Source organism: Nonomuraea sp. NPDC047529, assembly GCF_040642995.1.
Lineage (GTDB): Bacteria > Actinomycetota > Actinomycetes > Streptosporangiales > Streptosporangiaceae > Nonomuraea.
The window spans coordinates 1-23,778 of record NZ_JBEYTJ010000003.1 but is presented as its reverse complement, the minus strand read 5'-3'; the positions used below and the strand labels follow the sequence as shown (position 1 = coordinate 23,778).

The following is a 23,778-nucleotide window of genomic DNA, read 5'->3' as shown; positions in this document are numbered from 1 at the left end:
CGGTGCGTTCCCGGCTCCAGCGCCCATCATGAATACTCGTCAGACAAGCGTCAATACTTCTCTGAGAAATCGGCCATGGCGTGCCTTTCCAGCCACGCGGCCACCCCGTCGTCGTCGTTGGAGAAGGTCACCTCGCCGACCGCGCCGAGCACGGCGGGGTGGGCGTTGGCGACCGCCACCGCGGTTCCGGCCCAGGTCAGCATGGGGAGGTCGTTCGGCATGTCGCCGAAGGCGATCACGTCGGCGCTGCCGAGGCCGAGCCGGGCCGCCATCGACTTCAGGGCCGCCGCCTTGGTGACGCCGGCCCGCATCACCTCGCAGAACACGTCCGCCGAGATGGTGACCTCGCAGCCGGTCAGGAGGCCGCGCACGGTCTCGTAGTACTGGCGGGCGGCCCCTTCGAGCTGGACCATGAGCTTGCCGACGTCGTGCCGGCCGATCTCGCCCTCCAGGCGGGGGACGCGCCGGGCGTCGCGGGCCAGCGGCTCGGGCAGGTGGAAGGCGTCCTCCAGCAGCAGCTCAAGGCGGCACTCGGCGCCCAGGCGCACGCCGGGGAAGCGGTCGCGCAGCACCGACAGCGCCGCGGCGAGCGGCTGCCGGTCCAGCGGGCGGAAGTCGACCACCTCCTCGCTGCCGAAGTCGAAGGTGATCGAGCCGTTCCCGCAGACGGCGACGGCCGCGTGGTCCAGGGCCGCGGCCACCGGACGGGTGTCGCGCACCGGCCGGGCGGTCGCGATGACGAACACGTGCCCGGCGGCGCGGGCGCGGCGCACGGCCGTCCTGGTGCGCTCCGAGACCTGGCCGCTGGAGTCCAGGAGCGTCCCGTCGAGGTCGCACACGATCATCCGCCGGCTCACGTGGTGACGTCCTTCCCGACGCCCGACCCGATGACGTCGAGCGCCCCGGCGGCCAGGAGGCCGCCGATGGTCTCGGCCAGGCCGCGCCGGGCGGCCAGCCCCTGCACGACCACCAGGCCCTCGGTCAGGCCGGTGCCGGCCCGCCAGGACCGCTCCGGCATCGACCCGGCCACGCGCGGCAGGTCGCGCGGGGAGGTGCGCACGGTCAGCAGCACGTGCGCCGCTCCCCCGTCCACCGAGGTGAGCAGCCGGGCGATCCGCTGGATGGCGGCGCGTCTGCCGGCGTCCCGCCAGGCGGCCGGGCTCGCGACGAGGTGCGGGGAGCACGTTCGTAACGTGGCGATGACCCGCAGGTCGTGGTCGTCGAGGGCGGAGCCGGGCCCGTCGGCCTCGACGACGGCGTCGGCCAGCTCGGGGACCTTGGCCTCCGTGGCCCCGAAGGACGGGACGATCCGTACGGGCAGCGGCACGCTCTGGAAGAACTGCCTGACGATCTTCGGGTACTCGGTGGCGATCCGGGCCCCGGCCGGCAGGCCGGCGGCGTCCACGGCGGGATGCCCGTCGGGGACGGCGAGCACGAGCCGCCAGGGGGGCACGCACCCGCTCACCTCGACGAGCTCGACCTTCGCGCCGGTCTCCTCGATCCAGTCGGTGCCGGTCACGCCGAAGTCGAAGACGCCTCTCTCCACGGCGAGCGGGATCTCCCGCGGTTTGTGGAAGACCACCTCGACCCCGCCGTCGTAGGCGATGGCGGCCCGGTAGCCGCGCTCGGACGGGCGGCGCACCTCCAGCCCGGCGGCGGCGAAGAGGTCGAGGACGGGACGCTCCAGGAACGTGCCCTTGGGCAGCGCGAGCGAGACCATGCAGTCCTCCTCGGAACAGGGGGACCGGCCCCCGGCGACTGGGCGTGCGGCGCGCACCGGCAAGCGTCCCCGTCCGGCCGGGCGGCGGCAAGTGAACCATGGTGGTGGCCGAAGGTTGACTTCGATTTCTGACCATTGTTGGCGATGATGGAAAAGGGGGGTACACGGGAGAGGAAACGACGAGTGTCCACATGCCTGACCCTCCTGCCCGCCGTCGACGTGCGCGGCGGCCGGGCCGTCCGCCTGGTGCGCGGCGAGTCCGGATCCGAGACCTGGTACGGCGACCCGCTCGACGCGGCGCTGGCCTGGCAGGACGCGGGCGCCGACTGGGTGCACCTGGTGGACCTCGACGCCGCCTTCGGCACCGGCTCCAACCGGGCCCGCCTCGCCGAGGTCGTCGGCGCCCTGGACATCCCGGTCGAGCTGTGCGGCGGCGTGCGCGACGACGCGGGCCTGGCCGCCGCGCTGGCGACCGGCTGCGGCCGGGTGGTGCTCGGCACGGGCGCGCTGGAACGTCCGGCGTGGGTGGCCGAGGTCATCGCCCGGCACGGCGACCGGGTCGCCGTCGAGCTGGACGTCTGGGGCACCACCGTACGCAGCCACGGCTGGACCCGCGACGCCGGCGAGTTGTACGAGACCCTGGCCCGCCTGGACGCCGCCGGCTGCGCCCGGTACGTCGTCACCGACATCGCCAGGGACGGCACGCTCGGCGGCCCCAACCTCGACCTGCTGCGCAAGGTGTGCGCCGCCACCGGCAGCCCCGTCGTGGCCTCCGGCGGCATCTCCTGCCTGGACGACCTGCGCGCCATCTCCTCCCTGACCTCGCTGGGCGTCGAGGGCGCGGTGGTCGGCAAGGCGCTGTACGCCGGCAGGTTCACCCTGCGCCAGGCCCTGGACGCGGTACGCAAGCCGGAGCCCTAACCCGGCCGCATGGCCAGCGCGCGCAGGGCCAGCTCGACCATGCCGGAGCCGGGGGAATCGGCGGCCAGGCGGCGCAGGGCGTCGCCGTCCAGCCAGCGGGACTCCTCGAACTTGTCCTGTTCGATCCGGGGCCGGGTCAGGTCGCCCTCGACCGTGGCCAGCACGTCGATCTCGCGTCGGAGGCCGCCGTCGCCGCCGGTCCAGTCGAAGACGTCCACCAGGCCGCCCACCCGCAGCAGCCGCCAGCCGGTCTCCTCCTCGATCTCCCTGGCCAGCGCCGCGCACAACGTCTCGTCCTGCTCGACGTGCCCGCCGACGATGTCCCAGCAGCCGGGGAAGAGCCGCACGTGGGCCGCCCGCCGCTGCAGGAACACCTCGCCGCCAGGGTTGACCAGCACCGCGCCCACCACGCAGCGCACGCCGGCCGCGGACGCCTCCCGCTGGATCGGCTCGAACTCCGGCGGATGGGGTGCGCAGGTCATGCGGTCTCCTGGTGGGCGTAGTAGGTGGCGTAGAGCGCGGCGAACGGGCCGTCGCGGCGCAGCAGCTCGTCGAACCGGCCCTGCTCGGCGATCCTCCCGCCGTGCAGCACCAGAACGCGGTCGGCGCGCCGGATGGTGGACAACCGGTGGGCGATCACCAGGACCGTGCGGTCGGCGCACAGCCGCGACAGGGCGTCCTGGATGCCGCGTTCGGTCAGCGGGTCGACGCTGGCGGTCGGCTCGTCCAGCAGCAGGATGTCCGGTTCGCGGACGAACATGCGGGCCAGGGCGATGAGCTGCCGCTGCCCGACCGACACGCCCTGACCGCCCGCGGCCAGGCGGTCGTCCAGGGACATCGGCATGCTGCGGTCCCACACGCGGTGGCCGATCCGCTCGACGGCCCGTACGACGTCGTCGCGGCCGGCGCCGGGGCGGCCGTAGGCGATGTTCTCGGCGAGCGTGCCGGCGAAGATGAACGGGTGCTGCGGGACGACCCCCACCCGCCGCCGGTAGGCCCGCAGGTCGAGGCCGCGGATGTCCCGGCCGTCGACCAGCAGTTCGCCGCCCTGGAAGTCGTAGGCGCGGGCGATCAGCTTGGCCAGCGTGGACTTGCCGCCGCCGGTGTGCCCGACGACCGCCACCGTCTCGCGGGCCGCGACGCGCACGTCGAAGTCGCGGAACACGGTGGCGCCGGAGCCGTACCGGAAGTGCAGGCCGCGGGCCTCGATCGCGCCGGTCAGCCCGGTCACCGGCGCGTTCCCGCTCTGGACGACGGCATGATCACTGTCGATCAGCGCGAACACCCGCTCGGCGGCGGCCAGCCCCTGCTGGAACAGGCTCCAGAACGAGGCGGCCTGGGTGACCGGCTGCCAGAGCATGCCGAGCGCCTGGAGCGCGAAGTACCACTCGCCCGCCGAAAGCCTGCCGAACACCGCGAACCGCCCGCCCTGGTACAGCACGACCGCCGTGGCCAGCCCGGCCAGCAACGTCAGGACCGGCAGGATGACCGCGTAGATGAGGCCCTGCCGGACGTAGACGCGGTACGACAGCCGGTTGACGTCGTCGAAGTCGCCATGGACGGCCTGCTCGCGGCCGAAGCTCTTGGCGACCGCGATGCCGAGCATGGTCTCGTGCACGTTGGCGTTGACCTTGGCCATCACCCGCCGCGTGGCCGCCGCCGCCGTACGGGCCACCCGGCGGAAGGCCAGGGCCGTGCCCAGCAGGAACGGCAGCGCCGCCACGATGACCAGGCCGAGGCCGGGGTCGATCCAGAACACCACGCCGCCGAGCAGCACCACCAGGAAGAGCTGGCTGATCAGGTTCAGGGTGAGGGTGAGCACCGAGCCGAAGCCCTCGGTGTCGCCGGTGACCCGGCTGAGCACCTTGCCGACCGAGTTCTCGTCGTAGAAGGCGACGTCCTTGGCGAGCGCGGCGTCGGCGGCCTCGCACTGCAACTGATACACCATGCCGCCGACCAGCCGGGCGGTGATCGCCTGGCGGGCCCAGTTCATCGCCCAGGCCAGCACCGCCGCCGCGACCACGAACACGCACAGCAGCAGCCCGGGGCCGCTGCCGCCGCCGGCCTGGTCGATCAGGCGGGAGACGACCACCGGCACCGAGGCGGTCAGCAGCACCGAGCCCGCGACGAGCAGAGCCGAGCCGATCATGCCGGCGCGGTGGGCGCGCAGCTGGCGCAGGATGCGGGCCAGCAGGCGGCGGTTGCCGTACACGCGGTCGTAGGCGTCGGCGTGCAGGCCGGCGAACAGGTCGCTCACGGCCGCCGCCGATCCTGGGCGTCATCCACTGTAGATCTCCCGGTAGAGCGCGCAGCGCGCCATCAGTTCGTCGTGCGAGCCCTGGTCGACGACCCGGCCGCCGTCCAGCAGCAGGATGACGTCGGCGCGGCGGATCTGGCCGGGGCGGTGCGAGACCAGCACCGTCGTGCGGCCCGCCGTCGCGCGCTCGACGGCCTCGGTGATGGCCGATTCGGTACGGGCGTCCACCGCGCTGGTCGCGTCGTCGAGGGTGAGGATGCGCGGGTCGGTCAGCAGGGCCCTGGCGATGGCCAGCCGTTGCCGCTGCCCGCCGGACAACGTCGTGCCGCCCTCGTTGAGCACGGTGTCGTAGCCGTCGGCCATCCCCTGGACGAACTCGTCCGCGCACGCCTGCTTGGCGACGCGCAGGACGTCCTCGTACCCGGCGGCGTGCGGCGCGCCGAAGGCGACGTTGTCCAGCACGCTCTTGGAGAACAGGAAGATCTCCTGGTCCACGTGGCCGATCTGGCGGCGCAGCGCGCCCGGCTCCCACTCGCGCACGTCACGCCCGTCGATCAGCACGCGGCCCTCGGTGGCGTCGTACATGCGGTTGACCAGTTTGATCAGCATGCTCTTGCCGCTGCCGGTGGGGCCGACGACGGCCAGGGTGCGGCCGGCGGGCAGGTGGAAGGAGACCTCGCGCAGGATGTCCCTGCCCTCGTGGCGGAGCGAGACCCGGTCGAAGGTGATCGAGCCCTCGACGTCCGCCGTCGTGCCGCGCGTGTCCTCGCGCTCGCCGGGGGCGCCGTCGATGATCTCCCGCATGCGCGCGGCGGCGGCGAAGCCCTCCTGGATCACCGGCACAGCCTGCTCGGACATGGTGACGGGCTGCGCGAACAGCAGTAGCCAGCCGAGGTAGGTCACCACCTGGGACAGCGCCAGCTCCCCCTGCGAGTAGAGGTAGAGGGAGTGCAGGGAGCCGGTCACCATGGCCAGCGCGAAGCTCAGCGCGGGCAGGTAGACCGCCTGCGCCCGGCCGCGCCGGACGAAGGCGTCCCGGTAGGCGGCGGCGGCCGACCGCAGGGCGCGCCGCTCGAAGTCCTCCTGCGTGGCGGCCTTGACGGTGGCGATGCCCGACAGCGTGGTGGAGAAGCGTTCGTTGAGGTCGGCGAAGGTCTCGCGGGTGCGCATGACCAGCGGGTAGAGCCGGCGCAGGTGGTAGCGCAGCGCGTAGGCGAACACCAGCACCAGCACGCCGGGGGCCAGCAGCAGCCGCGGGTCCAGCGAGGCGATGAACAGGATCGGCACCAGCAGGGCCAGGACGCCGTTGGCGGCGGTGGCCGCCCCCGGGCTGAGCATGTAGTCGACGAGCCTGGCGTCGTTGATCGCGCGGGCCAGGATGTCGCCGATGCGCTGCTGGTCGTGGAAGGCCATGCGCTTGGCCAGCAGGCTGCGGTACAGCTCGTCGCGTACGTCCCGTTTGACGCGCTGGGCGACGACCTCCATCGAGCCGTTCGACAGCAGGTCGGCGACGAACCGGCCGGCCGCCAGCAGCGCGGCCGCCAGCGCCGCCACCCCGACCGCGCCGAGGTCGTGCCGGGGGCCGGTGGCCTCGGCGAACGCCGTGCCGATCTGGACGGGCACGAGCGTGGAGCACAGGCTCGCCGCCACGGCCGCCAGGGTGAACAGCAGCAGCGAGAGCCGGTGCCGGCCCAGATGACCGGCCACCCACCGGCCCACCCCCCGTGACGCGACCGGCCGCCCCTCGCGCGTGCCTGGGCCGGTCCGCCGGTCGGCCTGATCGTGCGACGCGACCGGCCGCCCGCCCGCGGCCGGTCGCGCCCGTTCAGTCATGCCTCCCCCTTCTCGTCAACGGCCCCCGCCTAGGCCGAGGCCCGGACGGAGCCGGTCAGCAGGCCGAAGCCGTTCGTCGCGGCCGTGTTCAGCTCCGCCATCACCCGGTCGCACAGGGCGGAGGCGGCCAGCGCGTCGGAGACCGACGGCACGCCCTTGACCGCGGGACGTGCGCCCGTTCGGGCCTCGGCCGACCGCTGCGCGCAGACGTCCACGAACGCCTGGAGCTCGGGCCCGAAACCGCTGCGCGCCCACCCGTGGTCCAGGTTGCGGGTGCTGTGCAGCTCCTGGCCGTACGGCACGCCGTCGGACAGTTCGAGCGTCACCCGCTCCAGCGACGGCGCGCTGTACCGGCTGCCGTCCATGCCCTGCACGGTGACGCCCACCATGAACCGCTTGACGTGGTTGCCCATGCGCAGCGTGGACAGCGAGCCGTCGTGGTGCCGCAGGAACAGGTTGACCTGGAACCGGTCGGCGTCACTGGCGATGGCGTGCGCGTCCACCTGGACGACCGGCGACGGCACGAACCAGCGGGCCAGGTCGAGGGCGTGCACCCCGTTGTGCCGGATCCACGCCTCCAGGGTGGTGTCCACCCCCCACTGCGGCGCGGACGGGTGGCGGCTGTAGAAGTCGATGGTCACCGAGCACGGCGTGGCCCGGATCTCCTCGCTCAACTCGTGCAGCCGTTGCAGCGTCTCGGCGTAGCGGAAGTTGAAGCCCACCTGGACGTGCCGCCCGGTGCGCCGCACCACGTGCTCCAGGTCCTGGAGCGAGGGCGTGGACGGCCCGGCCGGCTTCTCGACGAAGCAGTCGACCCCGCGCTCGGCGAGCTGCCGGACCAGCAGGTACGACGGCTCCGGCGGGACGGCCAGCACGGCGGCGTCCACCATCTCCAGGTCGAGCTCGTCCACCGACGAGACGCAGGTCGCGCCGCCGGCCAGCGACTGCACGTCGGCGGCCAGCGACAGGTCGGGGTCGACGCAGGCCACGACCTGGTGGCCGCGGATGCGTTGCAGGAACGGGAAGAGGTTCTGCTGCATCTGACGGCCACAGCCGACCAGGGCGAGCCGGAGGAGGTCAGCCACGGCCGGCCTCCGCGGGCGCGCTCCACGCCTCGAACGCCTGCCGCGCCCGGTCGCGCAGGTCGTCCCAGTCGAGGTCGCGGTGGGCCAGGCACACGAAGGACGGGTGCCCTTCGAGCAGCAGGATGCCGACCCCGGCGAGCTCGGCCAGCAGCGACTCGCGCCGCTCCTTGTCGCCCAGCAGCCCCACGTCGTGGTAGACCAGCTCGAACATGCCGCCGCCGAGCACCGGACGGGCGCCGACCAGGGCCTCGACCCCGGCGTCCGCGGCGCCCGCGGTGAAGGCGGCGGCCACCTGCGTGCCGATCCGCCCGATCTCCGTCCAGCCGTCGGGCGAGTCTCCGACGGGCTTCTCCAGGACGTCGCGGGTGGCCAGCGCGGCGTAGACGGCGATCATCTCCTTGGAGAAGGTGCCGCTCAGCCGGGCCTTCTCGGCCAGCGCGAGCAGGTCCGCGTCACCGGCCAGGATGCTCAGCGGGGCGCCGTTGGCCAGCGCCTTGCCGATCACGATCAGGTCGGAGCCGAGGGCGTTGTCGTGGTCGTAGCCGAGTGCCGAGATCCGGCCGCCGGTCTTGGTCTCGTCGAAGACGGTGAGCAGGCCGGCCTCGCGGCACATGGCGACGGCCTGGCGCAGCACGTCGGCCGTGGTGAAGGAGGCCAGGTACGCGTCGAAGACGAAGCAGCCCAGCCGGCCGCGGTGCCGTTCCAGCAGCTCGGCCAGGGATTCGAGGCGCAGGTCCACCCAGTTGGCCACCGGCTCGGAGTCGCCGACGCCGCGCATGGCGTCGGTGTAGCGGAGCTTGTCCCGCAGCGGCGAGTGCAGCGGCTCGTGCCACTTGAGCGAGTCGGCGATCTGGGCGTCGTGCCAGCCGACATAGCCGCTGCGGATGACGCCGAGCCTGCCGGTGCGCATCGCGGCCAGCCGGAAGGCGGCGGTGACGGCCTCGGAGGCGGTCTTGAAGAACGCGCCGCGGTCGCCGGGCCGCTCGCCGAGCAGCCTGTTCAGGTATTCCTGGTGGAACGTGGTGTAGCCCGGCAGCATGACGCCGTTGCCGAGATAACCGCAGAGAATTTCGTTGAACTGGGCGTCCGCGTGGCCGATTATCACTGGCCCATAACCCATGACGAAATCGATGTACGGTACGCCGTTCGCGTCGGACACCTCGCCCCGCCGCCCCCGCGAGAACAAGAGCTGCTGCCCCGCCGACCTGAACTTTCGCGTGATCTTCGAGTGAGCTATGCGCTCATATTCCGACAACGATCCTCCCCCCATTGGGATTTGAATTAAGATCGGAATTCTCAATTTCAGAAGACAGTACCGTCCGGTCGCCGGGGCCCGTCAAGTACTCTTTCTTCCAGGATCCCGGGCACGGTCGGACGACATATCAAGACCGCGAGACGGACGTCAAGTGCTCCTTTTTCCAGGGGCACGCCGCCTTGACAATCAGGTGCCCGCAATATCAAGTTGTGTGGGCCATTGTCGGCGGATGGAGGCCACGTGGATAACGGAACCGAACCGGGAAGTCCGGCCGGCCGCGGAGAGCCGGATATCGTCGGGCGCAGTAAGCGTCTGTGGCTGCTGCCGGAGGGGCGCTGCCTGGTGCAGATAATCCCCAGCCTGCGCAGTTTCACGTACCACCGCGATGAAATCGTCGAACGCACCGGGCCGCTCCGGCTCGATTTCTACGAAAGGGCGGCGGCCCGGCTGGCCGACGCCGGGGTGCCGTGCGCGTTCCGGGAACGGGTCTCGGCCGACTCGTACGTGGCCGACTACTGCCCGGCGCCGCCGTTCGAGGTGATCGTGAAGAACCGGGCCACGGGATCGACCACCCGCAAATACCCCGGCCTGTTCGAGGACGGCGCCCCGCTGCCGCGCCCGGTCGTGAAGTTCGACTACCGGACCGACCCCGAGGACCAGCCGATCGGCGAGGACTACCTGCGGGCGCTCGACCTGCCGGTGGAGGAGATGCGCGAGCTGTCCCTCGCCGTCAACGACGTGCTGCGGTCCTGGCTGCGCCCGCTGGAGGTGTGGGACTTCTGCCTCATCTTCGGGCAGACCGCCGACGGCGGCCTGACCGTCATCTCCGAGATCTCCCAGGACTGCATGCGCCTGCGCCACCAGGACGGCTCCCCGCTCGACAAGGACCTGTTCCGGGACGGCGTGGCCGGCGAGGAGATCGTGAACCAGTGGAGCCGCGTCCTCGATGTCATCACATGAGACCCCGGCCGCACTGGTCACCGGCAGCAACCGGGGCAGCGGGCTGGCCATCGCCGAGGAGCTGCGCGAGCGCGGCTACCGCGTCTTCTCCCTGAACCGCTCGCTCGCCGGCGAGGACTGGCTCGGCGAGCACAAGTGCGACCTGTCGGACCCCGCGCAGATCGCGGAGGCGACCGCCCAGGTGCTCGGCGCGGCGGGCCGGCTCGACGTCTGCGTGTCCAACGCGGTGGACCGGGTGCTCGACCCGATCGCCGACCTGCGCGGGGAGGACTGGGAGCGGCTGGTCGCGATCAACCTGAGCGCCTGCTTCCACCTGCTCAAGGCCGTCCTGCCGGCGTTGCGGGCCGCCCGCGGGATGTTCGTCGCCATGGGCAGCCACGCCGGGACCCGGTACTTCGAGGGCGGGGCCGCCTACAGTGCCACCAAGGCCGGGCTGAAGGCACTGGTCGAGACGCTGTTGCTGGAGGAGCGGCGCAACGGGGTGCGGGCCTGCCTGGTCTCGCCAGGCGCCATCGCCAACCTCGACGGCGACGGGTCGCCGCACAAGATGAGCACCCGGTCGGTGGCCCGCTGCGTGGGCACCATCGTCGGCTCCTGGCCGGACGACCTCGTGGTGGGCGAGATCGAGGTGCGGCCGTCCAGCCTGCCCGAGCCGCCCGTCGTCGGCATCGACCGGCTGCTGCACGTGTGACCCCGCGCCCCCCTCGTCGCCGCCGTGCTCGCAAGGAGGAACCATGATCTCGCTCGCCCTGCCGAAGGGGTCGCTGGAGCGGCGGGCCCTGGAGCTCTTCGCGACCGCGGGGCTCCCCGTACGGCGGCGCTCCGAACGCTCCTACCGCGGCACGGTGGACCACTCCGGCGTGTCGCACGTGGCCTTCTACAAGCCGCGCGAGATCCCCCTGGTCGTCGGGGACGGCACCTTCGACCTCGGGCTGACCGGCGCCGACTGGGTGGAGGAGAGCGGGGCCGAGGTCGAGGTGGTGGAGTCGTTCGACTACTCCAGGAACACCGAGCGGCCGTGGCGGCTGGTGCTCGCGGTGCCGTCCGGCCACCCCGCCCGCAGCGCGGCCGACCTGGACGACGGGGTCAGGGTGGCCACCGAGTACCCGAACATCGGCCGCCGCTTCTTCCGCGAGGCGGGACGGCGGGCCGAGGTGGTCGTGTCCTACGGCGCGACCGAGGCCAAGATCCCCGAGCTGGCCGACGCCCTGATGGACGTCGTGGAGACCGGCCACTCGCTCCGCCAGAACGACCTGCGCGTCATCGAGACCGTCCGGACCTGCGGCGCGCAGCTCGTCGCCAACCCGGCCGCCTACGCCGACCCGGCCAGGCGCGACGTGATCAGGAACGTCGCCCTGCTGCTGCGCGCCGCCTGGGTGGGCCCGGCCCACGTGCTGCTGACGGTCCGCGCCCCCGCCGACCGGCTGGCCGAGGTGGTGCCCGCGATGCCGGGCCGGTCCTGGCGCTCGGGCCCCGACCTGGCCGACGGCGCCATGGTCGTCGTCCAGGGCGTCCTGCCCAGGCGGGACGTGCCCGAGACGATCGACGCGCTGCTGTCGGCCGGGGCCGTCGACGTCACCGAGTCGGCCATCGGCATCCTCGCCACGGGAGAAGCGGGTTGATCGAGGCCGCCGGCATGGCGAAGATCGGACGTGGGAACCCTGGCCCGCGGAACGCAGTGCGAAGGAGACTCATGGACCCCCGGTCGGCGGCGAAGATCACGGAGGCGTCCCCGCCACGCTCCCCCTGGCTGACGATCCTCGTCGTCTACGTCGGCGGGGTCGTCGCCGCGATGAGCCTCGGCAAGTTCTCCTCGGTCGGACCGGCGGTGGCCGCCCAGCTCGGGCTGTCGCTGTCGGAGCTGGGCTGGGTGATCTCGGCGGTGGTCGGCGTCGGGGCCGCGGTCGGCCTGCCGGCGGGCTACCTCGTCCGCCGCTTCGGCACCGGGCGGTCGCTGGTCACCGGGCTGGCCCTGATCGCGGCGGCGGGCGCGGCGAGCATGGCCGCCGACGACTTCGTCTGGCTGCTCATCGCCCGCGGCGTCGAGGGCGTCGGCTACGTCCTGGTCACCATCTCCTGCCCGGCGCTGATCCTGCGCCTGGCCCAGGAGCGCGACCGGGGCACCGCCCTGTCGGTGTGGGCGACGTTCGTCCCGGTCGGGCTGGGGGCCAGCACGCTGGCCGGCGGCGCGGCCGGCGACGCGCTGGGGTGGCGCGGCTGGACCGGGCTGATCGCCGGGCTGACGCTGCTGACCGCGGTGGTGACGTGGGCGCGGCTGCCACGCGGCGGCGCGGCGCAGGCCGCCGGGCCGGTCCCCCGGGCGCGGGCGCTGGCCTGGCCGGGCGTGCTCGCCGCGGCCTTCTGCCTGACAGCGCTGGTGACCATCCCGGTGATCGTGCTCCTGCCCACCCTGCTCATCGAGCAGTACGGCCGCTCGGCCGCCGCCGCGGGCGCGCTGACCTCGGTGATCTCGCTGCTCGGCGTGGCCGGCGGGCTGGCGGTGGGCGTCCTGCTGCGCAGGGGCGTACGGGTCGGCGTGCTGGCCCTGTCGGGGTTCCTCGTCGTGCCGGCCGCCTGGATCCTGTACTCCGGCGGCTCCTCCGCGGGCGCGCTCACCGGCGCCGGCGTCATCTCCATGGAGAACGGCTTCCTGGGCGCCCTCGTCTTCGCCGCGCTCCCCCTGATCCTGGAACGCCTCGACCACGCCGACGTCGGCAACGGCGTCATCGCCCAGGCCGGCAGCCTCGGCTCCCTGCTCGGCCCCCCGCTGTTCGGCCTGGTGGCGAGCGACTTCGGCTACCCGGCACTGATCCCCGTCATCGCCGTCGGCATCGTCGCCGCCGTCGGCGCCCTGCTGCTGATCGGCCGGCGGGCGGCAGGGCCGCTCCCGGCCGCGGACTGAGCCGGCCGCCGGAGCCGGCGAAGGGCCGGGCAGCCCATCGCGGAGTACGCAGGAAGGTGCGACCATGCGCGGAGACGACCCGCTCGACGACACCGAACAGGCCCTGCTGCCCCTCCCGGCCCGGGGCCTGGCGGTCGCGCTGCTGCTGATCGCCGTGGCCGGCGTGTCACTCCTGCTCGTGTTCGGGCCGGGCGCGCAGGAACCGGGGCATCCGGCGGCGCCGGCCGCGCACGCCGGAGTGCCGCCCGCCCAGTCGATCCTGCGCCTGTTCCTCGCGGTGGCGGTCATCGGCGGGCTGGCCTCGCTGGGCGGCGTCCTGGCGCGCCGGGCGGGCCAGCCGTCCGTGGTGGGGCAGATGGTGGCGGGGCTGCTGCTCGGGCCGTCGGCGCTGGGCTCGCTGGCGCCGGGGGTGTCCGCGCTGATCCTGCCCGGCTGGGTGGCGCCGCAGCTCGAACTGCTGGCCCAGACCGGGCTGGCGATCTTCATGTTCACGGTGGGACGGGAGTTCGACCCGGCCGCCCTCGGCCGGCAGCGCACGGTCGTGGGCGTCGCCGCGCTGGCCATGATGGCCGTGCCCTTCGCCCTGGGAACCGTCGCGGCGCTCCCGTTCGCCGACGCGCTGGCCGGGCCGTCGGCGTCGGGCACGGCGTTCGTGCTGTTCGTCGGGACCGCGCTCAGCGTCACCGCGTTCCCCGTGCTGGCCAGGATCCTCCAGGAGGCCGGGCTGACCGTCACCCGGCTGGGCTCGCTGGCGATCCTCTGCGCGGGGCTGGCCGACGTGCTCGCCTGGTGCGCGCTGGCCGCGGTGATCGCCCTCGCCCACGCCGGCTCCCCGGCGGGCGTCCTGACCTCGCTGGCGCTGGCCGCCGCCCTGGTGCTCGCCGTGACCCTCGCCGTACGTCCCGCACTCGCCGCCCTGGCGGCCCGGCACGCCGACCGGCGGCTGCCCGCCCCCGCCGCGCTCGCGCTCGTCCTGGGCCTGATCTTCGCCCTGGCCGCGGCGACCGACGCCATCGGCGTGCACGCGATCTTCGGGGCGCTGCTGGCGGGGGTCGCCTTCCCCCGGGAGGCGCCCGTGCTCGGCGCGGTGCCCGAACGCCTCGGCTCGCTCAACCGCGCGATGCTGCTGCCGGTGTTCTTCGCCTCGATCGGGCTGCGCACCGACGTGCACCTGGCCTTCGGCCACCCGGCGGTGCTGCTGGGCGGGGCGGTGCTGCTGGTGGCCGCCGTCCTCGGCAAGCTGGGGGCGGCCGGGGTGATCGCCTGGGCGGGCGGCATGCCGGGACGGCTCGCGCTCGGGCTCGGCGTGCTGATGAACGCCCGCGGCGTCACCGAGATCGTCGTGCTGAGCACCGGGCTCGGCATGGGGCTGATCGCGCCCGGCACGTTCACGGTGCTCGTGCTGATGGCCCTGGTCACCACCATGATGACGGCGCCGGCCCTGCGCCGGCTCGGCCTCTACGCCCCGGCCAGGGCCGAGCCGCGGACGCCGCAACCGGCCTGAACCGGCCACCGTGGCGGGCAGCGGCGGCTACCCGGCCCTCCGAACTGCGGTGAGCACCAGGACGTCGTAGTGGACGGTGAAGGCGCCGCCGACCGCGTCGATCGCGGCCCCGACGCCCTCCAGCAGCTCGCGGCGCCGCTCCGGCGGCAACCCGGTGGCCGGGCCGTGCGTGGGCACCTGCTCCAGCCACTCGTCCCGGGTGTAGACGCGCTCCCATGCGTACTGCCGGCGCTCGGGCTCGCCGAACGCGTCCGCCGCGCGCACGCCGTCGGTGATCTTGTCGAGCAGCGACGAGTACAGGTCCACCGCCGGACCGGCCTGGCCGAGCGCCGGCAGGTCGGGCAGGATGCGGCGGTAGACCTCGGCGAAGGCGTCGCGCAGGACGTCCGGGGGCTGGAAGACGTTCCAGAACAGCGCCAGCACGCCGCCGGGCCGCAGCACCCGGGCCGCCTTGTCCGCGCCCGCGACCGGGTCGATCCAGTGCCAGGTCTGGCCGGCGACGACCGCGTCGAACGTGCGCCCGGCCGGGTCCCAGGACTCGAAGGCGGACACCTCCACCTCGATGCCGTCGCGCCGGGCCAGCTCGGCCATGCGGGCGTCGACGTCCACGCCGGACACCCGGCAGCCGGCCGCCTGGAACTGGCGGGCCGCGATGCCGGTGCCGATGCCGACGTCGAGGACGTCCGGGCCGGGGGCGGCGGCGGCGATCCCGGCGATCATCTCCTCGGGGTAGCGGGGGCGGGTGCGGTCGTAGCGGTCGGCGTCCGCGCCGAAGGACTCGGCCATCCCCCGGTGGCGGTGCGGCTCGTTCTCGGAGCTGTTAGTGGGCATGCGCCCACTCTAGTGGGCATGTGCCCACTCGTCTACGCTGAACGGGATTCGTGAACGAAGGAGACCGGCCCGGTGCCCACAGGCGTAGCCCTCCGCGACGTACGCGAGCAGCTCTTCGACGCCGCCGAGCGCGTCCTGCTCCGAGACGGCCCCAACGCTCTGACCAGCCGGGCGGTCACCACCGAGGCGGGCTGCGCCAAGGGTGTGCTCCACCGCCACTTCGCCGACTTCGACGCCTTCCTCGCCGACCTGGTGACCGACCGCATCCGCCGCGTCGAGGCCCAGTCCGCCGCCCTGCGCGAGAGCGCCGGCACCGGCACCGTCGCCGGGAACCTCACCCTCGCGCTGCTGGAGCTGTTCGGGTCGGTCGCCGTGGCCGTCGTCGGCCTCGTCATCTCCCGCGACGGCCTGCGCGCCCGCCTGCGCCAGGCCGGGTCGTCGGGCATCCCGCTCCTGGCCGAGGCCACGACCATGATCGCCGCCTACCTGACCGCCGAGCGCGAGATGGGCCGCATCGCGGTCGACGCCGACGTCGACGCCCTCGCGCTCACCCTGATCGGCAGCGGCCACCTGCTGTTCGCCGGCAGCGAGGGCGACCCGCCCGGCGCCACCGCCGTCGAGTGGATCGTGACCACGGCCATCGCCGACGCGGTGCAACGCCGCCTGCTCTGACCCCCCGCCTCACGCCGGTGTCGGCGACGCGGGCCGCTGGTCCCGGCCCGAGGCCAGGCGACCGCGCTCGGTCTGCGGATTGTTGTGCTCGCGCGCCCACCGCTGGATCTCCGACGACTTGTCGGGCAGTCCCGTCTCGTCCGCGACTCCGACGCCGAGCCTCGCCGCCGCGTCCGGCCCGGTCTCCACCGGCCAGACGGTCACCCGGTAGAACTCGAACGGCACCTTCGGCACCGCGGCGGGGGCGATGTCCCGGCCGCGGGCCTGCACACGCATGCCGTAACGGCCCGGCCCCTGGGGCGTCAGGACGGGCAGGGCGTCCGGCGGGGAGTGCATCATGCCGGACAGGCGTACCTCGCCGGTGAAGGTGACGAGCTCCACCTCCTCGGTCTCGTCCCAGCCCTCGGGGTCGGGGGGCGGCGCGGTCTCGGCCAGCCGGACGGTCACGTCCACGACGCCGGTGTGGATGCCCGTCCGGATCACGGCGGCGCCGGGTGCGGCGGCGACCAGCCCGTTGGGGACGGTTCCCGGATGGTCGCGGCCCGGCTCGCCGACCAGGAGGCAGTGGTAGGTGACGTGCACGTCGGCCCTGGCATGGGCGAGAGGTGGGCGGCTCATCCCTGGAACCTTAGACCCGGCCGGGCGGGCGTGGCCCGCGGAAGGATCTTGGGGCTACGATCTCCCACATAGCCCCTTTCGTCCGGAAGGCGTCGCGATGAGCGAACGTTCGCTGAACACCGATGTTCCGAGCCCCGCCCGCATCTACGACCTGTGGCTGGGCGGCAAGGACAACTACGAGATCGACCGGATGGTGAGCGCGCAGATCCTCGCCGCCGTGCCCGACCTGCCGGTGCTGGCCCGTACGAACCGGGAGTTCCTCGGCCGCGCGGTGCGGTACATGGCCGGGGAGGCGGGCATCCGGCAGTTCCTGGACATCGGCACCGGCATCCCCACGGCCGACAACACCCACCAGGTCGCCCAGGCGGTCGCCCCCGACAGCCACGTCGTGTACGTCGACAACGATCCCATGGTCCTGGCCCACGCGCGGGCGCTGCTGCGGGCCGCCCCCGCGGGCACGACTGCCTTCGTCGACGCCGACCTGCGCGAGCCCGACAAGATCCTGGCCGCCGCCGCCGAGCATCTCGACTTCGACCGGCCGATCGGGCTGACCCTGCTCGGCGTCGTGGACTTCATCCCCGACACCGGACAGGCCCGCTCGATCATCGCCGAACTGCTGGCCGCGATGGCGCCGGGCAGCCATCTGGCCGTCTCCCACGGGCTCGTCGGCAGGCAGCTCGAAGAGGGCGTCCGCCACTGGAACGAGAGCGGCGGCGCGCCCATGACGCTGCGCACCCTGGACGAGGTCACGAGCTTCTTCGACGGGCTGGAGCTGCTGGAGCCGGGCGTGGTGGCGCTGCCACGCTGGCGTCCCGTCCCCGAGACGTTGTATGCCGACCGCGAGGCCGTCTACTACGCGGGCGTCGGCCGCAAGGGCTGATCTTCCCGGGCTTCGTGCCGGTCCGGTGGATGCCGCCTTCCGGACCGGCGTACGCCGCCTGGCGGGCGCGCGTACCCTGAGTCCCCGATCGACTTCGCTGGGTGACGGGATGCGGTGCGGGATGGACGACGGGTTCGGCGCGGGGCTGGGGAGCGAGCGGGACCGGTGCGCGCGGGATCCGTGCCCCTGGCCCTCCGGGCCGTTCACGGCCGGGGACGCCAGGTGGCTCTTCGGGCGTGAGCGGGTGGTGTCGGAGCTGGTGGGGCTGCTCTCGGACCCCGGCCGTCCCGGCCATCCCGTGGTGCTGACCGGGGCGGCCGGGGTCGGGAAGACGTCGGTGCTGGCGGCCGGGCTGGTGCCGGCCGTCCTGGAAGGGGCGCTGCCGGGGGGCGGCACCGGGGTGTTGTGGCGTACGCCGGGCTCGCCGGTCGGGGGCGGCGGGCGGCCGGTGGAGTCGTGCGCGCTGCTGGTGGTCGACCGGTTCGAGGAGTTGTTCACGGCTCGGGCCGAAAGCGAGCGGGCGGCGTACGTCGAGGAGCTGTGCCGGCTCGCGGCGGGCGGGCTGCCGGTGGTGATCGGGATGCGGGCCGGCTGCTACGAGCGGTGCCTGGGGTTTCCACCACTGGTGGAGGCGTTGCGGGCACGGTCGCTGCCGCTCGGCCCGATGACCGGCGCCGAGCTGCGCCGCGCGATCACCGGACCGGCCCGGGTCGCGGGCCTGTCCCTGGAGCCGGGGCTGACCGAGACGATCCTGCACGACCTGGGGGCCCGCGACGACGCCCCGGCGGCGGCCGACGCGCTGCCCCGCCTCTCCCACGCGATGCGCGCCACCTGGCACCACCGCGACGGCGACACCCTCACCCGCCACGCCTACCACCCCGCCACCACCGCACCACCACCGCCTGCCGACGACGCCCTCTGCGTAACGGCGCGGCCCACCGAGGGCTTTCTCGTGGAGGCGTCCCCGGCCCTGGAGGGGGGTGGGGGCGGGGAACCGTCGGGTCCGGTGCCTGGTTCGCCCGCCCGCGGCGGGGGGTGTCCGGTCCGGCGGAGGGTGCGGGGGCTGGTGGTGGCGTTGGTGGTGCTGGTCGTGGTCGCCGGGGTGGGGGCCGGGCTGGCGTGGCAGAAGAGCGGCCGGGCGAGCGACGCCCGCGTCACCGCGCTCGCCGAACGGGCCGCCGCCCAGGCGCGGGCGCTGCGGACGACGGACCCGGCGCTGGCGATGCAGGTGGCGGTGGCCGCCCAGGGCCTGGCCGACACCCCGGGCACCCGGGGCACGCTGCTCGACACCGCCGAGCCGTACGCCACCCGGCTGCGCTCCACCGGCGACCGCCTGCGCGCGATCGCCTACAGCCAGGACCACGCCCTGCTCGCGACCGGCGCCGACAACGGCGTGGTCGAGCTGTGGGACGCCGCCGACTCACGCCGCCGCACCCCGCTCGCCACCCTGCCGCGCACCGCCGGGCCGGTCGGCGCGCTCGCCTTCCGCCCGTCCGGCGGGGACCGCGTCCTGCTGGCGGCCACCCGGGACGGCGTCGAGGTGTGGAACGTCGTGGACCCGGCCCGCCCCCGGCACGTCGCCGCCCTGCCCGGCGCGTCCACGGCCGCGTTCACCCCGGACGGCCGCACGGTGCTCGCCGCCGCGGCGCACGGCGTCCGGCGGTGGCGGCTGGCTGGCCGGCCGGTCCCCCTCCCCCCGGTACGCACGTCCGCCCAGGTCACCCGCTTCGCCGTCGGCGACGACGCGGTGGTCACCGGCCACGACGACGGCAGCGTGCGCCTGTGGGACCCGGCGGCCCCCGCCTCCCCCGCCGACACGATCGCGACAGGCCTCCAGGACGCCCCCGCCGCGCTCGCGATCAGCCCCGACGGCAGCGCGCTGGCCTGGTCCGCCCCCGACCGCGGCACCTGGCTCTGCCGCCTGGACGCTCGGCGCTGCCACCGTCCCACCCGGTACGGCGACCCCGCCGGCGCCCTGGCCTTCAGCCCGGACGGCACCGTCCTGGCCGCCGCGGGCGACGACCGCACGGTCCGGCTGTGGAGCCTGGCCACCCGCGCGGAGGTCACCTCGTTCCCGCATCCCGACCGCGTGCTCGGCCTCGCCTTCACCGCCGACGGTCAGGCGCTGGCCACCGGGTCCGCGGCCGGCGCCTTCTACCAGTGGCGCCATCCGGTACGCGTGCCCGACCCGGTGACCGAGCTGGCCCTGAGCCGGGACCGGACGCTGATGGCCACGACCGGCGCGCGCGGCGGCGCGCTGTGGGACGTCCGCGATCCCCGGCACCGCGTGCTGCTGTCACGCTGGAACGTTCCACGGGCCGCCGGTCTGGCCCTGAGCGGCGACGCCCGCCGCCTGGCCACCGTCGAGCGCGGCGTGGCCGTGACCGTGTGGGACATCCGCGACCCCTACCGCCCGGCCCGGCACGTCCGGCTGCCGGTGCGCGGCCTGGCGGTCGCCGCGCTCAGCCCCGACGGCCGCACCCTGGCGACGGGCGACCACGGCGGGCGGCTGCTGCTCTGGGACGTCACCGGCCCCCCGCGCCGCCTGGCCGCCCGCGACGGCTTCGGCGACGTCGGCGCGCTCGACTTCAGCCCCGACGGCGGCCGGCTGGCCAGCGGTGGCGCCGACCGCGGCGTACGGCTGTGGGACGTGCGCCGCCGCGCCCTCGACCAGGTCGCCCACCACGAGGAGCACGCCGACGCGGTGGCCGCCGTGCGCTTCGGCCCCAAGGGCGACGTGCTGGTCAGCACCGGCCACGACCGGACCGCCCGGGTCTGGAGGATCGCCGACCTCCGCCGCGTTCCCCGTCCGGCGGTCCTGCGCGGGCACGACGACACCGTCCGGATCGCCGGGTTCAGCCCCGACGGCGCCGCCCTGGCCACCACGGACGCCTCCCGTACCACCCGCGTGTGGGACCTGCGGTCCCGCCGGCCGATCGCCGTGCTGTCCCACCCCGACCTCGGGACCGTCCTGTACGCCGACGACCACACCCTCGTCTCGGCCGCCGGCCACGACCTGCGGCTGTGGGACCTGCGGCCGGAGGCGGTGGCGGCGGTGGTCTGCGAGGCCGCCGGGATGCCGCTCACGCGGGCCGAGTGGCGGCGGTACTTCGACGACCTGTCCTACCGTCCGCCCTGCCTGTGACCCCGTGGCAGGGCGGTGACAGAGATCCGGCAGCGGCCGCTGGCACGGTCGCCCCATGACAGACAGGACGGACGTGCTCATCGTCGGCGCCGGGCCCACCGGCCTCACCCTCGCCGTGGAGCTGGCCAGGCGCGGGATCGCGCACCGCGTCGTCGAGCGGGCGGCGGCGCCCTCGGCGGGCTCCAAGGGCAAGGGCCTGCAACCGCGCACGCAGGAGATCTTCGACGATCTCGGGATCATCGACCGGGTCCTGGCCGGGACGACGCCCTACCCGCCCATCCGGGTCAGGATCGGGCGGCTGCCGGTCTACCAGGGCCGCATGCACAGGCCGGCGGCGGCGAGCGACGAGGTGCCGTACCCGATGGTGCGGATGCACCCGCAGTGGCGCACCGAGGCGGTGCTGCGGGAGCGGCTGGCCGAGCTGGGCGGCGAGGTCGAGCACGGCGTCGAGCTGACCGGCTTCGCGCAGGACGCGGAGGGCGTGACGGCCCGGCTCGGCACCGGCGCGACGCTGCGGGCCGGATACCTGGTCGCCGCCGACGGCGGCCGCAGCACGGTACGCAAGGCGCTCGGCGTCGGCTTCACCGGCGAGACCCGCGAGGAGGAGCGCATGGCCCTCGGGGACGTGCGCGTCGAGGGACTGGACCGGGAGCACATCCACGCCTGGGTGCGGCCGGGCAGGGGGATGGTGGCGCTCTACCCCATGGCCGGCACCGACTGCTTCCAGTTCATGGCGCCGCTGAGGCCGGGCGCGACGCCGGACCTGACATCGGCCGGCTTCCAGCGGCTCTTCGCCGAACGCTCGATGCTGCGCAGTGCCCATGGTGTCCGCATCACCGAGCTGCTGTGGTCCTCCCTCTACCGGGTCAACATCCGGCTGGCCGACGCCTACCGCGCCGGACGCGTCCTCCTGGCCGGGGACGCCGCCCACGTGCACTCCCCGGCGGGCGGCCAGGGGCTCAACACCGGCGTCCAGGACGCCTACAACCTGGGCTGGAAGCTCGCCCGCGCGCTGACCGGCGGGCCGGCGTCGCTGCTGGACACCTACGAGGAGGAGCGCCGCCCGGTCGCCGCCCGCGTGCTCGGCCTCAGCACGGACCTGCACGACAGGAAGTCGTACAAGCGGGACGAGGAGACCTACCAGCTCCAGGTCGGCTACCGGGGCGGCTCGCTGGCCCGCGCGGGCGGCGAACGGGTGCCCGACGGGCCGCTGCGGCTGGCCGACGGCTCCCGGGCGCGCATGTTCGACCTGCTGCGCGGCCCGCACTTCACGCTGCTGTCACCGGATCCGGCGCCCCGCGTGCCGGGCGGGCCCGAGGTGCGGGCGTACGCGCCGGCCGAGCCGTACGGCGGGGTGCGGCACACGCTCGTGCGCCCGGACGGCCACGTCGGGATCGCCACGGACTCCGCCGCCGAGCTGGCCGGCTACCTGACGCTGGTGTGACGGCGCGATCACCCGCAGACGGGCCGGTAGGGCAGCGCGGGCACGTACGTCCGCCATTCCCGCTCGGTCAGCGCCCGCCCGGCGCGGGCGCAGACCGTCCGCGCCACCAGTTCGGCGACGGCCGGGACGCGTCCGATGGTCCCGCCGGCGTCCACCGTCAGGACGTGCGACCCGTCGGGGGTGAAGGCGACCGACAGCAGCTCGCCCTCGTCGCGGTCGAGGCCGCCGCCCGGGTCAGCGGACAGCCCGAGGTCGACGCCGGTCCTCGGGTCGATCAGGCGGACGCGGCCCTGCCCGGCGTCGGCCGCGACCAGGTCCTCGACCGGCGAGTACGCCGCCGTCCCGGCGAAGGAGAACCCCTCGGTGTCCTCGACCAGCCGCCGGCCGCCCGCGTCCCACGTGCTCAGCCGCCCGCGCGAGTCGAACACGACCACCCCGTCCCCCGCGTGGGTGAAGCGCACCCAGGCGCCCAGGACGTCCTTGCCGAAGACGCCGAACGGCGAGCCCGCGGCCCGGCCGTCCGATGCCCGCAGCAGGCGTACGTCCAGGCCGGTCACCGCTAGCCGCCCGCCGTCGGGCGCGAACGCCAGGTCCACGACCCCTCTCACGCGCGTGCTCCACAGGCGGCGGCGGGCCCGCCAGTCCCAGAGCTCGACCGCGTCCTCGCCGTTTCCGGGGCCGTCGAGCACGAGCGCGAGCCGGCCGCCGTCGGGGCTGAAGCGGACGAGCTCGGGCTGCGCCTTCCCGATCCCGGCCGGGAAGCCGCCCACGGGCTTCCGCGTCGTGGTGTCCAGGACGGTGACGTCGTGGCCGGACGCCAGCGCGACGTCGTGCCCGTCGCGGCTGAAGCCGAGCGCCTGCGCGGCGGGCAGGCGGCCGGACGTGCCGCCCTGGACCTGGCGCAGCGTGCCGTCCACGACGAGGTGCAGCCCGTCGTCGCCGAGGTCGGCCCGCTCGTACGGCGGCCCTTCGCTCGGCTCGTTCAGCAGGTCGGCGACGTCCACGGCGAACACCTGGTCGCCGACGAGGTAGCGGAAGGTCGTACCGTCGAAGGCGGCGGCCGGACGGGTGCCCGCCTCGCCGTCGCCGCGCACCGGGACGACGCTGAGCAGGTGGCTGTCGGGCAGGCGCCAGAACTGCACGGTGGCGTCGGTGACGGTGGCCAGCAGCCGGCCGCCGCGGTCGAAGACGGGATCGCCCTTGTTCCAGGCGCCTTCCGTGCCCTCGCCGATCTCCTCCGTCCAGCCCTCCTTCGTCTGGGTCAGGGTCAGGGTGCCGTCGCCCGACGTGGCCAGCCACCGGCCGTCGGGGCTCAGCGTGCCGCGCCTGGCGGCGGGGTCGGCGGCGTCGGCGACGGTCCACTGCTCGCTGTTGTCCGGCTCGACGATCACCTTGCGGCCCTCGTGCCGGCGGACGGCGTTCTCCCAACCTTCGACCAGGTCCTTGACCCGGTTGACCGGCCAGGTTCCGACCGGCCGGCCGGTCCGGGCGTCCCACGCGCGGGCGCGGCTCTCGGTGGCGGCGACCAGCGTGCGGCCCGAGGGGGACAGCCCGATGTCGGACACCGGGCCGCCGCCGAGCCCCAGGCCGGAGATCAGCGCGGTGCGGCGGCCCGTGCGCACGTCCCACAGCCGCGCCTGGTCCTGGCCGACGCTGAGCAGCGTGTGCCCGTCGGCGCCCAGCGCCCGCAGGGTGCTGCGGGCGGCGGCGGGGTCGCGGAACATGCCGCGCTCGCGCTGCGCGAGCGCGGC

The 23,778-nt window shown here is 74.4% G+C and carries 20 protein-coding genes; 10 read left to right on the top strand and 10 right to left on the bottom strand.

What is annotated here, in order from left to right:
• Positions 1-50: 50 nt before the first annotated feature.
• Both ABZ815_RS06590 and hisG (ABZ815_RS06585) read right to left on the bottom strand, forming a co-directional pair.
• Positions 51-857 (bottom strand): HAD hydrolase family protein, encoded by an 807-nt coding sequence (locus ABZ815_RS06590; RefSeq protein WP_357694721.1) that lies wholly within the window; start codon positions 855-857, stop codon positions 51-53.
• Positions 854-1,720: an ATP phosphoribosyltransferase gene (gene hisG / locus ABZ815_RS06585; RefSeq protein WP_357694719.1), complete on the bottom strand. Its 867-nt coding sequence runs from the start codon at positions 1,718-1,720 to the stop codon at positions 854-856. Before hisG (ABZ815_RS06585) ends, ABZ815_RS06590 begins: the two co-directional genes overlap by 4 nt.
• Positions 1,721-1,903: 183 nt before the next feature.
• Here hisG (ABZ815_RS06585) and priA point away from each other — a divergent pair, with 183 nt between their 5' ends.
• Positions 1,904-2,641, top strand: coding sequence for a bifunctional 1-(5-phosphoribosyl)-5-((5-phosphoribosylamino)methylideneamino)imidazole-4-carboxamide isomerase/phosphoribosylanthranilate isomerase PriA (priA, locus tag ABZ815_RS06580; RefSeq protein WP_357694718.1), 738 nt, complete (start codon positions 1,904-1,906; stop codon positions 2,639-2,641).
• Here priA and ABZ815_RS06575 read toward each other — a convergent pair.
• Genes ABZ815_RS06575 through ABZ815_RS06555 form a run of 5 tightly spaced genes read right to left on the bottom strand, consistent with a single transcriptional unit; the run spans position 2,638 to position 9,086 of the window.
• Entirely contained in the window at positions 2,638-3,123 is a 486-nt protein-coding gene (locus ABZ815_RS06575) for an NUDIX domain-containing protein (protein ID WP_357694717.1), read from the bottom strand. The two genes, priA and ABZ815_RS06575, sit on opposite strands and share 4 nt — an antisense overlap.
• Positions 3,120-4,898, bottom strand: coding sequence for an ABC transporter ATP-binding protein (locus ABZ815_RS06570; RefSeq protein ID WP_357694715.1), 1,779 nt, complete (start codon positions 4,896-4,898; stop codon positions 3,120-3,122). Before ABZ815_RS06570 ends, ABZ815_RS06575 begins: the two co-directional genes overlap by 4 nt.
• A 21-nt stretch (positions 4,899-4,919) precedes the next feature.
• Entirely contained in the window at positions 4,920-6,731 is a 1,812-nt protein-coding gene (locus ABZ815_RS06565) for an ABC transporter ATP-binding protein (RefSeq protein ID WP_357694713.1), read from the bottom strand.
• Positions 6,732-6,760: 29 nt separating this feature from the next.
• Positions 6,761-7,816 (bottom strand): Gfo/Idh/MocA family oxidoreductase, encoded by a 1,056-nt coding sequence (locus tag ABZ815_RS06560; RefSeq protein ID WP_357694711.1) that lies wholly within the window; start codon positions 7,814-7,816, stop codon positions 6,761-6,763.
• Positions 7,809-9,086, bottom strand: a complete 1,278-nt coding sequence (locus tag ABZ815_RS06555) for an aminotransferase class III-fold pyridoxal phosphate-dependent enzyme (RefSeq protein ID WP_357694709.1) — start codon at positions 9,084-9,086, stop codon at positions 7,809-7,811. The genes ABZ815_RS06560 and ABZ815_RS06555 overlap by 8 nt, the downstream gene beginning before the upstream one ends.
• 225 nt (positions 9,087-9,311) lie before the next feature.
• Here ABZ815_RS06555 and ABZ815_RS06550 point away from each other — a divergent pair, with 225 nt between their 5' ends.
• The 5 genes from ABZ815_RS06550 (at position 9,312) to ABZ815_RS06530 (ending at position 14,437) form a co-directional block, all read left to right on the top strand.
• Positions 9,312-10,031 (top strand): phosphoribosylaminoimidazolesuccinocarboxamide synthase, encoded by a 720-nt coding sequence (locus tag ABZ815_RS06550; RefSeq protein ID WP_357694707.1) that lies wholly within the window; start codon positions 9,312-9,314, stop codon positions 10,029-10,031.
• On the top strand, positions 10,018-10,722 hold the full coding sequence (locus tag ABZ815_RS06545) for an SDR family NAD(P)-dependent oxidoreductase (RefSeq protein WP_357694705.1): 705 nt from the start codon (positions 10,018-10,020) through the stop codon (positions 10,720-10,722). The genes ABZ815_RS06550 and ABZ815_RS06545 overlap by 14 nt, the downstream gene beginning before the upstream one ends.
• 43 nt (positions 10,723-10,765) lie before the next feature.
• The gene (hisG, locus tag ABZ815_RS06540; protein WP_357694703.1) at positions 10,766-11,653 is read left to right on the top strand and encodes an ATP phosphoribosyltransferase; all 888 of its coding nucleotides are present in this window, start codon (positions 10,766-10,768) and stop codon (positions 11,651-11,653) included.
• 71 nt (positions 11,654-11,724) lie between these two features.
• On the top strand, positions 11,725-12,933 hold the full coding sequence (locus tag ABZ815_RS06535; protein WP_357694701.1) for an MFS transporter: 1,209 nt from the start codon (positions 11,725-11,727) through the stop codon (positions 12,931-12,933).
• A 64-nt stretch (positions 12,934-12,997) separates the two neighbouring features.
• Complete coding sequence (locus ABZ815_RS06530) at positions 12,998-14,437, top strand: cation:proton antiporter (RefSeq protein ID WP_357694699.1); 1,440 nt, start codon at positions 12,998-13,000, stop codon at positions 14,435-14,437.
• Positions 14,438-14,464: 27 nt separating this feature from the next.
• Here ABZ815_RS06530 and ABZ815_RS06525 read toward each other — a convergent pair whose 3' ends face one another.
• Complete coding sequence (locus ABZ815_RS06525) at positions 14,465-15,268, bottom strand: methyltransferase domain-containing protein (RefSeq protein WP_357694697.1); 804 nt, start codon at positions 15,266-15,268, stop codon at positions 14,465-14,467.
• Positions 15,269-15,340: 72 nt separating this feature from the next.
• Here ABZ815_RS06525 and ABZ815_RS06520 point away from each other — a divergent pair, with 72 nt between their 5' ends.
• Positions 15,341-15,940, top strand: coding sequence for a TetR family transcriptional regulator (locus ABZ815_RS06520; RefSeq protein WP_357694695.1), 600 nt, complete (start codon positions 15,341-15,343; stop codon positions 15,938-15,940).
• 9 nt (positions 15,941-15,949) lie between these two features.
• Here the strand turns inward: ABZ815_RS06520 and ABZ815_RS06515 are convergent, their stop codons facing one another.
• The gene (locus ABZ815_RS06515) at positions 15,950-16,558 is read right to left on the bottom strand and encodes a hypothetical protein (protein WP_357694693.1); all 609 of its coding nucleotides are present in this window, start codon (positions 16,556-16,558) and stop codon (positions 15,950-15,952) included.
• Between the two features lie 97 nt (positions 16,559-16,655).
• Here ABZ815_RS06515 and ABZ815_RS06510 point away from each other — a divergent pair, with 97 nt between their 5' ends.
• From ABZ815_RS06510 to ABZ815_RS06500, 3 genes are all read left to right on the top strand, one after another.
• Entirely contained in the window at positions 16,656-17,438 is a 783-nt protein-coding gene (locus ABZ815_RS06510) for an SAM-dependent methyltransferase (RefSeq protein ID WP_357694691.1), read from the top strand.
• A gap of 121 nt (positions 17,439-17,559) precedes the next feature.
• The gene (locus ABZ815_RS06505) at positions 17,560-20,583 is read left to right on the top strand and encodes a hypothetical protein (protein ID WP_357694689.1); all 3,024 of its coding nucleotides are present in this window, start codon (positions 17,560-17,562) and stop codon (positions 20,581-20,583) included.
• 55 nt (positions 20,584-20,638) lie between these two features.
• Positions 20,639-22,027 (top strand): FAD-dependent monooxygenase, encoded by a 1,389-nt coding sequence (locus tag ABZ815_RS06500; protein ID WP_357694687.1) that lies wholly within the window; start codon positions 20,639-20,641, stop codon positions 22,025-22,027.
• An 8-nt stretch (positions 22,028-22,035) separates the two neighbouring features.
• Here the strand turns inward: ABZ815_RS06500 and ABZ815_RS06495 are convergent.
• Positions 22,036-23,778: WD40 repeat domain-containing protein (locus tag ABZ815_RS06495; protein WP_357694685.1), on the bottom strand; the 1,743-nt coding region annotated here is incomplete at its 5' end.